Annotated in this window: 10 protein-coding genes; 5 read left to right on the top strand and 5 right to left on the bottom strand. The window is 63.9% G+C overall.

Annotation, left to right across the window (positions count from 1 at the left end):
* Positions 1-57: 57 nt before the first annotated feature.
* Together GEV38_RS09530 and GEV38_RS09525 are read left to right on the top strand one after the other, a co-directional pair.
* A complete protein-coding gene (locus GEV38_RS09530) occupies positions 58-642 on the top strand; it encodes a PilZ domain-containing protein (RefSeq protein WP_013971728.1) in 585 nt (194 codons plus the stop codon).
* A gap of 31 nt (positions 643-673) precedes the next feature.
* Positions 674-1,396, top strand: coding sequence for a glycerophosphodiester phosphodiesterase (locus GEV38_RS09525; protein ID WP_013971727.1), 723 nt, complete (start codon positions 674-676; stop codon positions 1,394-1,396).
* 42 nt (positions 1,397-1,438) lie between these two features.
* Here the strand turns inward: GEV38_RS09525 and sthA are convergent, their stop codons facing one another.
* The 3 genes from sthA to GEV38_RS09510 all read right to left on the bottom strand — a co-directional run bounded on the left by sthA (position 1,439) and on the right by GEV38_RS09510 (position 5,632).
* The gene (gene sthA, locus GEV38_RS09520) at positions 1,439-2,833 is read right to left on the bottom strand and encodes a Si-specific NAD(P)(+) transhydrogenase (protein ID WP_013971726.1); all 1,395 of its coding nucleotides are present in this window, start codon (positions 2,831-2,833) and stop codon (positions 1,439-1,441) included.
* 202 nt (positions 2,834-3,035) lie between these two features.
* Positions 3,036-4,034, bottom strand: a complete 999-nt coding sequence (locus GEV38_RS09515) for an FAD:protein FMN transferase (RefSeq protein WP_054572727.1) — start codon at positions 4,032-4,034, stop codon at positions 3,036-3,038.
* A gap of 134 nt (positions 4,035-4,168) precedes the next feature.
* Positions 4,169-5,632 carry a glyceraldehyde-3-phosphate dehydrogenase gene (locus GEV38_RS09510; protein WP_031324543.1) on the bottom strand — a complete coding sequence of 488 codons (1,464 nt, stop codon included), beginning with the start codon at positions 5,630-5,632 and terminating at the stop codon, positions 4,169-4,171.
* A gap of 167 nt (positions 5,633-5,799) precedes the next feature.
* On the opposite strand from GEV38_RS09510, the gene mfd reads away from it, so the two are divergent.
* Genes mfd through GEV38_RS09495 form a run of 3 tightly spaced genes read left to right on the top strand, consistent with a single transcriptional unit; the run spans position 5,800 to position 13,177 of the window.
* A complete protein-coding gene (mfd, locus tag GEV38_RS09505) occupies positions 5,800-9,249 on the top strand; it encodes a transcription-repair coupling factor (protein ID WP_054572728.1) in 3,450 nt (1,149 codons plus the stop codon).
* Between the two features lie 9 nt (positions 9,250-9,258).
* Positions 9,259-9,831, top strand: a complete 573-nt coding sequence (locus GEV38_RS09500; protein WP_004376408.1) for a CsiV family protein — start codon at positions 9,259-9,261, stop codon at positions 9,829-9,831.
* A 1-nt stretch (position 9,832) separates the two neighbouring features.
* Positions 9,833-13,177: a DEAD/DEAH box helicase gene (locus GEV38_RS09495; protein WP_081013962.1), complete on the top strand. Its 3,345-nt coding sequence runs from the start codon at positions 9,833-9,835 to the stop codon at positions 13,175-13,177.
* Positions 13,178-13,303: 126 nt separating this feature from the next.
* Here GEV38_RS09495 and nagZ (GEV38_RS09490) read toward each other — a convergent pair whose 3' ends face one another.
* Together nagZ (GEV38_RS09490) and nagZ (GEV38_RS09485) are read right to left on the bottom strand one after the other, a co-directional pair.
* Complete coding sequence (gene nagZ / locus GEV38_RS09490; RefSeq protein WP_161551239.1) at positions 13,304-14,302, bottom strand: beta-N-acetylhexosaminidase; 999 nt, start codon at positions 14,300-14,302, stop codon at positions 13,304-13,306.
* Between the two features lie 194 nt (positions 14,303-14,496).
* Complete coding sequence (nagZ, locus tag GEV38_RS09485; protein ID WP_170976293.1) at positions 14,497-15,495, bottom strand: beta-N-acetylhexosaminidase; 999 nt, start codon at positions 15,493-15,495, stop codon at positions 14,497-14,499.
* Positions 15,496-15,511 lie beyond the last annotated feature (16 nt).

The following is a 15,511-nucleotide window of genomic DNA, read 5'->3' as shown; positions in this document are numbered from 1 at the left end:
GGCGAGGCGCCTACGGCGGCTTTACACTCGGACCACCGCCGCTACCTTGGGTTCGCCATGACGACATTAGACGAAGAAGATCGCCGCGAATACTACCGCATCGAAGATCGGATCGCACTTCAAATCAGCCCCCTCAGCGCGGCCGAAGCCCTTGACCCAGATGTGTTGCAAGATGATTCGCCTCTGTTCAACCTGCTCAGCGAGCTGCACCTGTCCGACTTCGAGTCGCAGCACCTGCTGCGCCAGCTGAGCGAGAAGGACCGCACCCTCGCCGCTTTCCTGCGCGCACAGAACAAACGCCTCGACCTGCTTAGCGCAGTAGTTGCCCAGACCCTGCTCGGCGAAGTTGGCCAGCCCCAGCCGGTGGTCATTTCCGAGGGCGGCATCGAGTTCGCACAAGCCACAGCGGTTGCCCCCGGCACCCGGGTGAAGGTGAAGATGGTGCTGATGCCGCGCGCCCACGGCCTGCTGCTGCGCGGCAAGGTCACCCATTGCGACCCGCGCCCGGAGGGCGGCTTCGAGGTCGGCACCGAATTCACCGACATGACCGACGCCCAACGGCAATTGCTGGCCCGCTACATCCTGCAACGCCAGCAGCAGCAACGGCGCCAGCAGCTGGAACAGAACGACCCCGCCTCCTGAGCCCATTTTTCTCTGATTTGAAGGAACGAACGTGACCCTGATCTACGGCCACCGCGGCGCCAAGGGCGAAGCGCCCGAGAATACCCTGAAGAGCTTCCAGCAATGCCTCGCCCATGGCGTGACCCGCTGCGAGCTGGACCTGCACCTGTCGGCCGACAACGAGCTGATGGTGATCCACGACCCGACCCTCAAGCGCACCACCGGCAAACGCGGCAAGGTGGTCGAGCACCCGGCCGCAGACCTGGTCAAGATAGATGCCCGCAAAGGCGGCCCGGGCCATGTCCAGCCCTGCCCGATTCCGAGGCTGGAAGAACTGTTCCAGAAGTGCCCGTTCGAGCATTGGCAGCTGGAAGTGAAAAGCGCCTCGCGTACCCGCGCCGCGACCACCGTGCTGGCGATCCGCGAACTGGCCCAGCAGTACGGCCTGCTGGACAAGGTGACCATTACCTCCAGCTCACGCGAAGTGCTGGGTGCCGCCCTGGAGCTGGTGCCGGACGTCAAACGCGGGCTGGTAGCCGAATACGCCTGGCTCGACCCATTGAAGGTGGCACAGAACTACGGCTGCAACCTGCTGGCATTGAACTGGACGCTGTGCACCCCCGAGCGCCTGCTGAAAGCCCAGGCCCAGGGTTTGCATGTGTCGGTGTGGACGGTCAACGAACCGGCACTGATGCGCCGGCTCGCTGACTTCGGTGTGGACAGCCTGATTACAGACTTTCCCGGTTTGGCCAGGACCACCCTCGGGCAGGGTTGAAATCGGTCTCTCCGACCGGCTCAGGCCACCGGTCGGAGCCGCTCAAAAAAGCCGGTTCAGGCCATCGTAGGCAGCTACCCGATAGGCTTCGGCCATGGTCGGGTAGTTGAATGTGGTGTTGACGAAATACTTCAGGTTGTTCAGCTCGCCCGGCTGGTTCATCACGGCCTGGCCGATATGGACGATTTCCGAAGCCTGGTAGCCGAAGCAGTGTACGCCCAGCACCTCCAGTGTTTCGCGGTGGAACAGGATCTTCAGCATGCCTTGCGGCTCGCCGGCGATCTGTGCACGAGCCATGCTCTTGAAGAAGGCTTTGCCCACTTCGTACGGCACCTTGGCCTGGGTCAGTTCCTGCTCGTTCTTGCCGATCGAGCTGATCTCCGGAATGGTATAGATACCGGTTGGCACATCATTGACGAAGCGCCAGCTGCCATTGTCCACGATGCTGCCAGCTGCCGAACGGCCCTGGTCATGGGCAGCGCTGGCCAGGCTTGGCCAGCCGATCACGTCGCCGGCACCGTAGATGTTCGGCACGCTGGTGCGGTAAGCCTCGTCGACCTCGATCTGGCCGCGGCTGTTGACCTTGATGCCGATGTTTTCCAGGCCCAGCTTGTCAGTGTTGCCGGTACGGCCGTTGCACCACAGCAAGGCGTCGGCCTTGATCTTCTTGCCCGACTTCAGGTGCAGGATCACCCCGTTGTCCAGGCCTTCGACGCGCTCATACTCTTCGTTGTGGCGCACGGTGATGTTGTTGTTGCTGAAGTGGTAGCTCAGCGCCTGGGAAATTTCCGAGTCGAGGAAGCTCAGCAACTGGCCACGGTTGTCTACCAGCTCTACCAATACACCCAGGCCGCTGAAGATCGAGGCGTATTCGCAACCGATCACGCCGGCTCCGTACACGATCAATTTGCGTGGGGTGTGGCTGAGGCTGAGGATGGTGTCGCTGTCGTAGACGCGCGGGTGGTGGAAGTCGATATCGGCCGGGCGGTACGGGCGCGAGCCGGTGGCGATGATGATGTGCTTGGCGTTGAGCTTTTCCACCACACCGTTCGGGCAAACCACTTCGACGGTCTGCTCGTCGGCGAAGCTGCCGGTGCCGAAGAACACGTCCACGCGGTTACGTGCGTAGTAGCCGGTGCGCGACGCTACCTGCTTGGCGATGACCTTCTCGGCGCTTTTCAGCACGTCGGGGAACGAGAACCAGCGCGGCTCACCGATGGCACGGAACATCGGGTTGGTGTTGAACTGCATGATCTGCCGCACCGAGTGACGCAGTGCTTTGGACGGGATGGTGCCCAGGTGGGTGCAGTTGCCCCCGACCTGGCGACGGCTATCGACCATCGCCACCTTGCGCCCTGCTTTGGCGGCGTTCATTGCCGCACCTTCTCCGGCCGGGCCGGAACCCAGCACCACTACGTCGTAGTTGTAGACAGCCATGCGTACTCCTTCAGAACTGGCCCGCAAGCCACGGTCGCTCGCGGGGCGCGATCATGCCGCCGGGGCGTCATGAGAAAATTCGGGTGCAGTCTAATCAAGCGTGAACGCCGCGCACATTAACCCTTGGTCGCGTCGTAGGCCAATTTTGCCCGCACTACATGTGTGAACCATTCCCTGGCGGCGATCATCCCTGCTTGCGCTTTCATTCGCCTTTCACTGCCCGTTCGAATGCGGGCGTAGCTCGGGAGACGAAGCCACCCTCGGCCCGAGTCACCAATACCGCGGCCAGGTCATGCGCCACGGCAAAATCCCAGCCACGTTCCGGGCCCAGGATCAACAGCAGCGTCGAATAGCCGTCGGCCTGCAGCGCCGAGGCATCGAGCACGGTGACCGCGGCCAGGTCGTGCTGCACCGGGCGCCCGAGGCGGGCATCGAAGGTGTGCGAATAGCGCCGGCCATTCTCCTCGAAATAGTGCCGATAGTCACCCGAGGTTGATACTGAAAGGCCATTGACCGGGATGATCTGGCGGGCTATCTGGCGATCTTCGCGTGGCAGCTCCAGGGCGATGCGCCATGGGCTGCCATCGGGCTTGCGGCCGGCGGCCTTGAGCTCGCCGGTGGCTTCGGCGACAAAGTTGGCCACGCCCATGGCCTGCAGGCGCGCGGCGATCAGGTCGACGGCATGGCCGGCGGCGATGCTGTTGAAGTCGAGCTTCACCGGGGCGTCCTTGCACAGGGCCTGGCCGTCGATGTGCAGATGCCGGTAGCCCACGCGCTGGCGCACCTGGGCCAGGGCCGACGGGTCGGGCACCTGTTCGTGACGGGCCTGGGGGCCGAACCCCCACAGGTCGAGCAAGGGTTCGACGGTAAGGTCGAAGGCGCCGCCGCTCTGCTCGGCCAGGTGCTGACCAAGGCTGACCAGTTCGAGCATGTCGGGCGGCAGTACCTGGCACTGGTTGGCGGGCAACTGGTTGAAACGGCTGATGGTGGAGTCGCCGCGGTAGGTCGAGTAGTGCTGGTCGATGCCGTGCAGGATGGTTTCGACTGCCGCCTGCACCTGAACCGGCGCCGGGCCGCCGGGTTCGCGCACGTACTGGATGCTGTAGCTGCTGCCCATGGTCGGGCCACCCAGGCGCTCCAGGGTGGGGCCCTGGTTGCAGGCGGTGAGCAGCATGAGGATGAACAGCAAGGCTGTGCGCAAGGTTCGGGCTCTCGGTTGCCTGTGCCGGCCTCTTCGCGGGTTTACCCGCAAAGAGGCCGGCACAGGCAACAAAAATTTTGGATAAAAAAACGGGAACCCGAAGGTTCCCGTTTTTTCATTGCCTTACAAGCGTATCAGTGCGGAAACGCTGGCGGGTTCACACCGGCCATCTCTTCCATCACACGAACCACCTGGCAGCTGTAACCGAATTCGTTGTCGTACCAAACGTACAGAACAACGCGGTTGTCATTGCAGATGGTCGCTTCGGCGTCAACCACACCGGCGTGGCGCGAACCGACGAAGTCGGTCGAAACCACTTCCTGCGAGCTGACGTAATCGATCTGCTTGTGCAGTTCCGAGTGCATGGCGGTCTGGCGCAGGTACTCGTTGATCTCGTCGCGGCTGGTGGCCTTCTCGAGGTTCAGGTTGAGGATGGCCATCGAAACGTTCGGCGTCGGTACGCGAATGGCGTTGCCGGTCAGCTTGCCCTTCAGCACTGGCAGTGCCTTGGCGGCAGCAGTGGCGGCGCCGGTTTCGGTGATGACCATGTTCAGCGGCGCGGCGCGGCCGCGGCGGCTGCCCTTGTGGAAGTTGTCGATCAGGTTCTGGTCGTTGGTGAACGAGTGAACGGTTTCGACATGGCCGTTGACGATGCCGTACTGGTCGTTGATGGCCTTGAGCACCGGCACGATGGCGTTGGTGGTGCAGGAAGCGGCCGAGATGATCTTGTCATCGGCAGCGATGTCGCCGTGGTTGATGCCGTGCACGATGTTCTTCAGCGCGCCCTTGCCAGGTGCGGTGAGGATCACGCGGGCAGCGCCCGGGCAGGCCAGGTGCTGGCCCAGGCCGTCGGCATCACGCCATACGCCGGTGTTGTCGACGATCAGCGCGTTTTCGATGCCGTACTGGGTGTAGTCGACTTCGCTCGGGCTCTTGGCGTAGATAACCTGGATCAGGTTGCCGTTGGCGGTGATGGTGTTGTTGGCTTCGTCGATGGTGATGGTGCCATCGAACGGGCCGTGCACCGAGTCACGGCGCAGCAGGCTGGCACGCTTGACCAGGTCGTTCTCGGCGCCCTTGCGCACGACGATGGCGCGCAGGCGCAGGCCGTCGCCACCACCGGTCTTCTCGATCAGGATGCGCGCCAGCAGGCGGCCGATGCGACCGAAACCGTACAGCACAACGTCGGTGCCCTTGCGCGCCGAAGCGTTCTGCTGGCCAACCACCTCGGCCAGTTCTTCACGGACGAACTGCTCGGCAGTGCGGCCATTGCCTTCCTGCTTGAACTTGTTGGCCAGCTTGCCCAGGTCGACCGAAGCGGCGCCCAGTTTCAGCTCGCTCATGGCCTTGAGCAGGGGGAATGTCTCGTGGACGGACAGTTCGGTTTCGTCGGCTTGACGATGACGCGCAAAGCGGTGCGCCTTGAGGATCGAGATAACCGAACGGTTGATCAGGCTACGGCCATAAATCGAGCTCACCACGTTGTTGTTGCGGTAGAGCTGACCGATAAGCGGGATCATCGCTTCAGCCAGGGCTTCACGATCGATCCACTCACCAAGACACTGGTCGGGCTTCTGAGTCACGGGAACCTTCCACATGTAGGGACAGAAAAAAGGGGCTACATTATGACGCCCCAACGCGTTACGGGCAATGAGCGCCTGTCGCGGCCACGCAAGCCAGCGTTCACGCCCTTTCGAACCTGACAGCCGGCACCGTCACCGGTACAATCGATCTCTTTGCCGCAACGCTTGGAGTGCAATCTCCCGTGTCAGTTCTGCGCCTACCGCAAATGTCGGCCACGGCCGGCAAACAAACCTGGGGCAATCTACCCGGTGCCGCCCTCAGCCTGGCCATCGCCGAGGCCGCCAGCAGCGCGGGCCGCTTCACTTTGCTGCTGACAGCCGACAGCCAGGCTGCCGATCGTCTGGAACAGGAACTTCGCTTCTTTGCCCCGGACCTGCCGGTGCTGCCGTTCCCCGATTGGGAAACCCTGCCCTACGACCTGTTCTCGCCGCACCAGGACATCATTTCCCAGCGCATCGCCAGCCTCTACCGCCTGCCCGAGCTGAGCCACGGCATCCTCGTGGTGCCGGTCACCACCGCCCTGCACCGCCTGGCGCCGACCCGCTTCCTGCTGGGCAGCAGCCTGGTGCTGGACGTGGGCCAGACCATCGATGTGGAGCAGATGCGCCTGCGCCTGGAGGCCAGTGGCTATCGCTGCGTCGACACCGTCTACGAGCATGGCGAGTTCGCCGTGCGCGGCGCGTTGATCGACCTGTTCCCGATGGGTAGCAAGCTGCCCTACCGTATCGACCTGTTCGATGACGAGATCGAGACGCTGCGCACCTTCGACCCCGAGACCCAGCGCTCGATCGACAAGGTGGATTCGGTGCGCCTGCTGCCGGCGCGCGAGTTCCCGATGCAGAAAGAGGAAGTGACCCGCTTCAAGGCGCGCTTCCGCGAACGCTTCGATGTCGATTTCCGCCGCAGCGCGATCTTCCAGGACCTGGCCAGCGGTATCATCCCCGCCGGCATCGAGTACTACTTGCCGCTGTTCTTCGAAGAAACCTCGACCCTGTTCGACTACCTGCCGGCCGACACCCAGGTGTTCTCGCTGCCCGGCGTGGAACAGGCCGCCGAACACTTCTGGAACGACGTGCGCGGGCGTTATGAAGACCGCCGTGGCGACCTGAGCCGGCCGCTGCTGCCGCCGGCCGAGCTGTTCCTGCCGGTGGAAGACTGCTTTGCCCGGCTCAAGCAATGGCCACGGGTAGTGGTCAGCACCGAAGACCTCGACCCGGGCGTGGGTCGCGAGCGCTTCCCGGCACGCGCCCTGCCCAACCTGGCAATCGAAGCCAAGGCCAACCAGCCCCTGGCCGAACTGGCCAACTTCCTCGACCAGTTCCCCGGCCGGGTGTTGTTCACCGCCGAATCGGCGGGCCGCCGCGAAGTGCTGCTGGAGCTGCTCGAGCGGCTGAAACTGCGCCCGCATACCGTCGACGGCTGGGCCGACTTCATCACCGGCAGCGAACGCCTGGCAATCACCATCGCCCCACTGGACGAAGGCCTGCTGCTGGACGACCCAGGCCTGGCCCTGATCGCCGAAAGCCCGCTGTTCGGCCAGCGAGTCATGCAGCGCCGGCGCCGCGACAAGCGTGGCGAAACCGCCAACGACGCGGTGATCAAGAACCTGACCGAGCTGCGCGAAGGCGCGCCGGTGGTGCACATCGACCATGGCGTGGGCCGCTACCTGGGCCTGGCCACCCTGGAAATCGACGGCCAGGCCGCCGAATTCCTCACCCTGGAATACGCCGAGGGCGCCAAGCTGTACGTGCCGGTGGCCAACCTGCATCTGATCGCTCGCTACACCGGGAGCGACGATGCCCTGGCACCGCTGCACCGGCTGGGCTCGGAGGCCTGGCAGAAGGCCAAGCGCAAGGCCGCCGAACAAGTGCGCGACGTCGCCGCCGAACTGCTCGATATCTATGCCCGCCGCGCCGCGCGCAAAGGCTATGCATTTGCCGACCCGTCCGCCGACTACGCCACCTTCAGCGCCGGCTTCCCGTTCGAGGAAACCCCGGATCAGCAGGCTGCCATCGAAGCCGTGCGTGCCGACATGCTGGCGCCCAAGCCGATGGACCGCCTGGTGTGCGGCGACGTCGGCTTCGGCAAGACCGAAGTGGCCATGCGCGCAGCGTTCATCGCCGTACACAGCGGCCGCCAGGTGGCCGTGCTGGTGCCCACCACCCTGCTCGCCCAGCAGCACTACAACAGCTTCCGCGACCGCTTTGCCGACTGGCCGGTGACCGTGGAGGTGATGAGCCGCTTCAAGTCGGCCAAGGAAGTGGCCAACGCCGCCGCCGATCTGGCCGAAGGCAAGATCGACATCCTCATCGGCACCCACAAGCTGCTGCAGGACGATGTACGCTTCAAGGACCTGGGCCTGGCCATCATCGACGAAGAGCACCGCTTTGGCGTGCGCCAGAAGGAACAGCTCAAGGCCCTGCGCAGCGAAGTGGACATCCTCACCCTCACCGCCACGCCGATCCCGCGTACGCTGAACATGGCGGTGGCGGGCATGCGCGACCTGTCGATCATCGCCACGCCGCCAGCGCGCCGCCTGTCGGTACGCACCTTCGTCATGGAGCAGAACAAGAGCACGGTCAAGGAGGCGCTGCTGCGCGAGCTGCTGCGCGGTGGCCAGGTGTACTACCTGCACAACGATGTGAAAACCATCGAGAAATGCGCCGCCGACCTTGCCGAACTGGTGCCAGAGGCGCGCATCGGTATCGGCCACGGGCAGATGCGCGAGCGCGAGCTGGAACAGGTGATGAGCGATTTCTACCACAAGCGCTTCAACGTGCTGGTGGCCTCGACCATCATCGAAACCGGCATCGACGTGCCCAGCGCCAACACGATCGTCATCGAGCGCGCCGACAAGTTCGGCCTGGCCCAGCTGCACCAGCTGCGCGGCCGTGTTGGCCGAAGCCACCACCAGGCCTACGCCTACCTGCTGACGCCAACCCGGCAGAAGGTCAGCGCCGACGCCGAAAAACGCCTGGAGGCGATCGCCAACACCCAGGACCTCGGTGCCGGCTTCGTGCTGGCCACCAACGACCTGGAGATTCGCGGAGCCGGCGAGCTGCTGGGCGAAGGCCAGAGCGGGCAGATCCAGGCGGTGGGCTTTACCTTGTACATGGAAATGCTCGAACGCGCGGTCAAGGCGATCCGCAAGGGTACCCAGCCCAACCTTGAGCAGCCGCTGGGTGGTGGTCCGGAAATCAACCTGCGCCTGCCGGCACTGATCCCCGAGGACTACCTGCCCGACGTGCATACACGGCTGATCCTGTACAAGCGCATTGCCTCGGCCGCCGATGAAGAAGGCCTCAAGGACCTGCAGGTGGAAATGATCGACCGCTTCGGCCTGCTGCCCGAGCCGACCAAGAACCTGATGCGCCTGACCTCGCTCAAGCTGCACGCGGAAAAGCTCGGCATCAAGAAAGTCGACGCCGGCCCCAACGGCGGCAAGATCGAGTTCGAGGCCGAGACCCCGGTCGACCCGCTGACCCTGATCAAGCTGATTCAGGGCCAGCCCAAACGCTACAAGTTCGAAGGCGCCACCCAGTTCCGCTTCCTGGTACCCATGGAACGCCCCGACGAACGCTTCAATAACCTGGAGGCGCTGTTCGAGCGCCTGACCCCACAGCCTGCCTAAGGAAGATCCATGCGTGCCATCCGTTGCCTGACCCTGCTGCTGGCGCTGTTCGCCCCGGCCGCCTTCGCCGAAGGCCTGTATCAGGTAGAAATGATCCTGGTGCGGCAGAACAGCGTGCCCGCCTTCACCAGCCCGTTCGCCCCCGAAGACTGGAGCGCCGGCGCTCCGCGCCTGGAAAAGGACGCCGAGCGCCGCCTGGCGCTGGAAGACGAAGCCACCCGCCTGGAAGCCACCGCGGACTACACCGTGCTACTGCACAAGGCCTGGCAGCAGCAAGTGGGCAGCGAGCCCAGCCGCATCGCCCTGGGCGAAGGCACCGAGCAGTTCGGCCACTTCCCCATCGAAGGCAACCTGAGCATCGCCGAGGGCCGTTTCATTGCGGTCGAGGCCAACTTCTGGGTCAACCAGCTGGACGGCAACGGCAGCGTGCTGCAAAGCGAGCAGTTCAAGCAGAGCAACAGCAACGTCAAGGGCGGCCAGCTGACCTTCCTCGACGGTGGGCACCTGGCGGTGCTGCTGAAGGTGACACCACCAGGTACGCCTAAAATGCCAGTGATGGACCCGGAGATGATGGAGCAGTGATGTGAGCGAGAGCGATGCGCAGTTCTTTGTGCGGGAGCACGACGGCTGGACGTTCGCGTTTGACCGCAAGTCCCTGCAACGCGGCCTGGACTACGCCGAGGAAGGCAGAAGCGAAATCGTGTCCATCCTCGACATGACCGTCCGCGCCCAGTGCGCAGGTTCCGGCGGCCGGACCTACTACCAGCGCATCACGCTGGACATGACGGAAGATGGCCTGGAGTGCCGAGGCACTTGCTCATGCCCGGTGGGCGAAGACTGCAAGCATTGTGCGGCTGCGCTCTATTTGCTGGAGCGCGGGCCGGATTACGCCGAGGGCAGCCATGATGCCCCTCACCCAACGGTTGACGCAGCCCGGCAATCTCTGGACCTCCCACCTGAACTCGCCCATTGGGTCGAGGCCCTGGAAGCTCCGACAAAGCCTGCCGAGCCTGCCAGGCGCAAAGGCCCGTCGCTCTACTACAAGGTCGTTAATGAGCACGGCCTTTGCACGCTCAGCGTATCCAAAGGCACCCGCGAAGCCGATGGCCAGCTGAAACTCGCCCGTGCCAGCTCGCTGCCTGAGATGCTCTACTACACGCCACGTTACGTAACTGATGAGGACCTGCGCATCCTCAGGCTGATTGACGCCCTTGGCAAAAACACCAACATGCCAATCGCAAGGCTGGAAGGAAAGCAAGGCGCAGAGCTGTACGAGTTCGCACTGGCCAGTGGCCGCCTGATCTACGGCGAGCAACTGTTGCCACTAGCCCCCGGGCCGACACTGCCGGCCGAGTTTCGCTGGATGAGGCTTGAGAACGGCAGCTATCGTGGTGCGTGGCACCATGATGAGCGGATGCATGACATGGCACTGCCGCTCGACCCGCTCTATTACATCGATACCCAGACGGGCATGACTGGCAAGCTTGTACATGATCTTGACCCGTTCATTGCCAGCCAACTGGCAAGCGCACCTACGGTGCCCGAACACTTGATCATCCCCCTGAGCCACCGCTTGAACGCACTGAATCGCCAGGTTCCAACGCCTACAAGCGTACGCAGTGAAGAGATCGACAGTATTCAACCCAGGCCGCACCTGACGCTGGGCAGCCTTGAATTCAGCGCCTACATGCCCAAGACCGGCCGCATGCAGCGGCAGATGCAGCATCGGGCCGCACTGGCGTTCGACTATGACGGTTTACGCGCCAGCGGCAGCGACGAAAAACCGCTGACCCGCCTGGTAGACAACACCTGCCAGCGCATCCGCCGCCAGCCCCAGGCCGAACAGGCGCTGCGCAAGGTGCTGCGCGACCTCGGTTTCAAGGCCGCCACCCGGCAGAGCAAGGCCCTGCCTGACAGTGCCGGCGAGATGCTCCAGTTGCCCGATGACGAAGCCTGGCTGCGCTTTGCCCGCGAAGGCCTGCCGCGCCTGCGCGAAGCCGGTTGGAACATCGACATCCACCGCGACTTCGCCTTCAACCTGCAGGAAGTGGACGACTGGTACGCCACCATCGACGAAGCGCCCGGCCATGAATGGTTCGACCTGGAGCTGGGCATCGTGGTCGATGGCCAGCGCCACAGCCTGCTGCCGATCGTGCTGCAACTGCTGCGCAGCAACCCGGAGCTGCTGCGCCCCAGCGAACTGGCCCGGCGCAGTGACGACGAGCACCTGCTGATCGACCTCAACCGTGGCCGCCTAGATGCCCCGGCCCTGCGCGTTGCCTTGCCCTATGGCCGCATCAAGGCAGTGATGGGCACCTTGGGCGAACTGTACCTGCACGAAGACGCCGCAGGCCCGTCCCTGCGCCTGGACCGTGCCGATGCCTCACGCCTGAACGACATCGACGGCCTGCCCCTGCATTGGGAGGGTGGCGAGCATGTGCGCGACCTGGGCCGTCGCCTGCGCGATGCCCGTGACTTGCAGGTAGAACCGCCGTCCGGGTTGCAGGCCAGCCTGCGCCCTTACCAGCAACAAGGCCTGAACTGGCTGCAGGCGCTGCGCGAGATGGGCACCGGCGGCATCCTCGGCGACGACATGGGGCTGGGCAAGACCCTGCAGGCCCTGGCACACCTGCTGCTGGAAAAACAGTCCGGGCGCCTGAGCGCACCGGCCCTGGCGGTGATGCCGACCAGCCTGGTGCCCAACTGGCTGGACGAAGCCCAGCGCTTCGCCCCCGGGCTGCGCGTGCTGGCCCTGCAAGGCCCGGGGCGCAGCAAGCATTTCGCCAAACTGCACGAATACGACCTGGTCCTGACCACCTATGCCCTGGTGCCACGCGACCTCGAGCACCTGCGCGCCCAGGCCTGGCATGTGCTGGTGCTGGACGAGGCACAGAACATCAAGAGCAGCACCAGCAAGGCCGCCCTCGCGGTTTGCGAGCTGCGGGCCAATCAGCGCGTCTGCCTGACCGGCACGCCAATGGAAAACAACCTGGGCGAGCTGTGGTCGATTTTCCACTTCCTCATGCCTGGCTGGCTGGGTGACCTGAAGCGCTTCAACCAGGACTACCGCACACCGATCGAGCGCCACGGCGACAGCGAGCGCATGGCCCACCTGGCCAGCCGCATCCGCCCGTTCCTGCTGCGCCGCACCAAGGAGCAGGTGGCCACCGAGCTGCCGGCCAAGACCGAGATGGTGCACTGGGTCGAGCTTAGCGATGCCCAGCGCGACACCTACGAAGCCGTGCGGGTGGCCATGGACAAGAAAGTCCGCGATGAAATCGCCCGCAATGGCGCCGCGCGCAGCCAGATCATCATCCTCGACGCCCTGCTCAAGCTGCGCCAGGTATGCTGCGACCTGCGCCTGGTCAAAGGGGTGGAAAGCAAAGGCAACCAGGCCGACAAGGGCAAACTGGGCGCGCTGCTGGAAATGCTCGAAGAGCTGCTGAGCGAAGGGCGCCGGGTACTGTTGTTCTCGCAGTTCACCTCGATGCTGGCGTTGATCGAGCAGGAACTGGAGAAGCGCAAGATTCGCTACAGCCTGCTGACCGGCGACACCCGCGACCGGCGCACGCCGGTGCAGCAGTTCCAGCAGGGTGACAGCGAAGTGTTCCTGATCAGCCTCAAGGCGGGTGGCGTGGGCTTGAACCTGACAGCCGCGGACACGGTGATCCACTTCGACCCCTGGTGGAACCCGGCCAGCGAAAACCAGGCTACCGACCGCGCCTACCGCATTGGCCAGGACAAGCCGGTATTCGTGTTCAAGCTGATCACCCGGGGAACGGTGGAAGAAAAGATCCAGCTGTTGCAGCAGGAGAAGGCCGCGCTTGCGGCGAGCCTGCTGGATGGCGGGCAGGCCGGGCAATGGCGGCTGGGGGATGAAGAGATCGAAGCGCTGTTTGCGCCGCTGCCCGGGAAGCGCGGGCGGTAGCCCAGAATCCTTCGCTGCCTGTACCGGCCTCTTCGCGGGTAAACCCGCTCCCACAGGGAGATCAGTGCCCTCAAGGGCGGTGCCGTACCTGTGGGAGCGGGCGTGCCCGCGAAGGGGCCGGCGCGGTCAATCGACCAACTGCGCCTCTCGCAACGCCCTCAACGCCTCCAGCCACCGCGGCTGCTGGCGATAGTCAGTGCGTGCAAAACTGAAGCCTCGCATCCGAGCAAGGCGCGGCGATGGCTTGACTTTCAAGCGCTGCGCAGCAAGCAGAGCAAGCTCTGCCGAAGCCCGGTCATTACATACCAGGCCCACGTCACATCCCGCACCGAAAGCAGCCTCGACGCGACCAGCAACATCTCCGACCACATGGGCACCGGCCATGGACAGATCATCACTGAAAATCACGCCATCGAAGCCAAGCTCCCCCCTGAGAATGTCCTGAAGCCAGCGCCTCGAAAAACCGGCGGGCTTACTATCGACCTGGGGATAGATCACATGTGCAGGCATCACTGCCGACAGCTGGCGTGCCAATCGGGTAAATGGCACCAGGTCCGTCTTGCGCAGTTCATCCAGGCTGCGATCATCTACGGGAATGGCCACATGCGAATCGGCCTCAGCCCAGCCATGCCCAGGAAAATGCTTGCCGCATGCTGCCATGCCCGCTGCAGTCATGCCCCGGATGAACGCCCCACCCAGCTGAGTGACACGCTCTGGATCACCATCGAAGGCACGTGCACCAATGACTGCACTGCGCCCATGATCCAGATCGAGCACTGGAGCAAAACTCAAATCCAGCCCGATCGCCAGCACCTCGGTTGCCATCAACCAGCCACAATGCCCGGCCAATCGCTCGGCATCATCGCTCTGGGCGATCTGCCGCATGGATGGCAACCTGACGAACCCTTCACGCAAGCGTTGCACCCGCCCACCTTCCTGATCGACCGCAATGATCAGGTCAGGGCGCAAAGCACGTACCGAAGCGCACAGCTCCCGCACCTGACGCGGGTGGGCAATATTACGAGCAAAGATGATCAAACCAGCTACTTCAGGCTGGAGCAATAACCGACGATCCTCAGGCGTCAGCCCTGTGCCTTCGATATCGACCATCAAGGCCCCCTGCATACAAACTGTCATTACAAAATCCTCTAATCGAATATCAGAAACCCATTACGGGCGAAGCGGAGAAATCTCCGCTTTGCCCGAGTCTCTGGAATGCGTGCCGCCTGGTACACCGGGGCACATTTCCCGGTGTACTCACGCAATACGCACATCGAAAACGCAGGATCCTGTCTCGGACCGAGCAGGGTGGAGCCTCGTCAGTCGACCAGTTGAGCGTCCTTCAACGCGGACAATGCCTGCTGCCAACGAGGCTGCTGACGATAGTCAGTCCGCGCAAACCCTTGCCCGCGCATGCCTGCGATGCGTGGCGAAGGTTTTACCTTCATGCGTTGTGCCGCGCTCAATGCCAGCTCCGCCGCCGCCCGATCATTGCAAACCAGCCCCATATCACAACCGGCGCTCAGTGCTGCTTCGATGCGGCTCGCCGCGTCCCCGACAACATGTGCGCCGGCCATCGACAAATCGTCACTGAAAATCACCCCGTCGAAACCCAGCTCGCCACGCAGGATGTCCTGCAACCAGCGCCGTGAGAAGCCAGCCGGCTGGTTGTCGACCTGCGGGTAGATGACATGCGCCGGCATCACTGCCGCCAATTGCCCGCTCAGGCGGGTGAACGGCACCAGGTCGGCCTGGCGCAGCTGTTCGAGGCTGCGCTCATCGGTCGGGATGGCCACATGCGAGTCCGCTTCGGCCCAGCCATGCCCCGGGAAGTGCTTGCCACAAGCCGCCATACCCGCCGCATTCATGCCACGGATGAACGCCCCGGCCAGTTGCGTGGCACGCAGCGGGTCACTCTCGAAGGCGCGGCTGCCCACCACGGCGCTGCGCTGGTGGTCCAGGTCGAGTACCGGGGCAAAGCTGAGGTCCAGGCCAACCGCCAGCACCTCGGTCGCCATCAACCAACCGCACTGCTCGGCCAGGTACTCGGCGTTGTCATTGTCGGCCAGCGCTCGCATGGCCGGCAGGCGCACAAAGCCCTGGCGCAGGCGCTGCACCCGGCCGCCCTCCTGGTCCACCGCCAGGATCAGGTCGGGCCGGATGGCACGGATCGACGCGCACAGTTCACGCACCTGGCGCGGGCTGTCGATGTTGCGGGCAAAAATGATCAGGCCAGCCACTTCAGGTTGGCGTAGCAGGTGACGGTCTTCGGCGGTCAGCCATTTACCGGCGATATCCACCATCAGGGAGCCTTGCAGGCTGACAGTCATGGGT

It is taken from the genome of Pseudomonas sp. 13159349 (genome assembly GCF_013305685.1).
GTDB lineage: Bacteria > Pseudomonadota > Gammaproteobacteria > Pseudomonadales > Pseudomonadaceae > Aquipseudomonas > Aquipseudomonas asiatica.
This window is presented reverse-complemented; position numbering and strand designations above follow the sequence as displayed.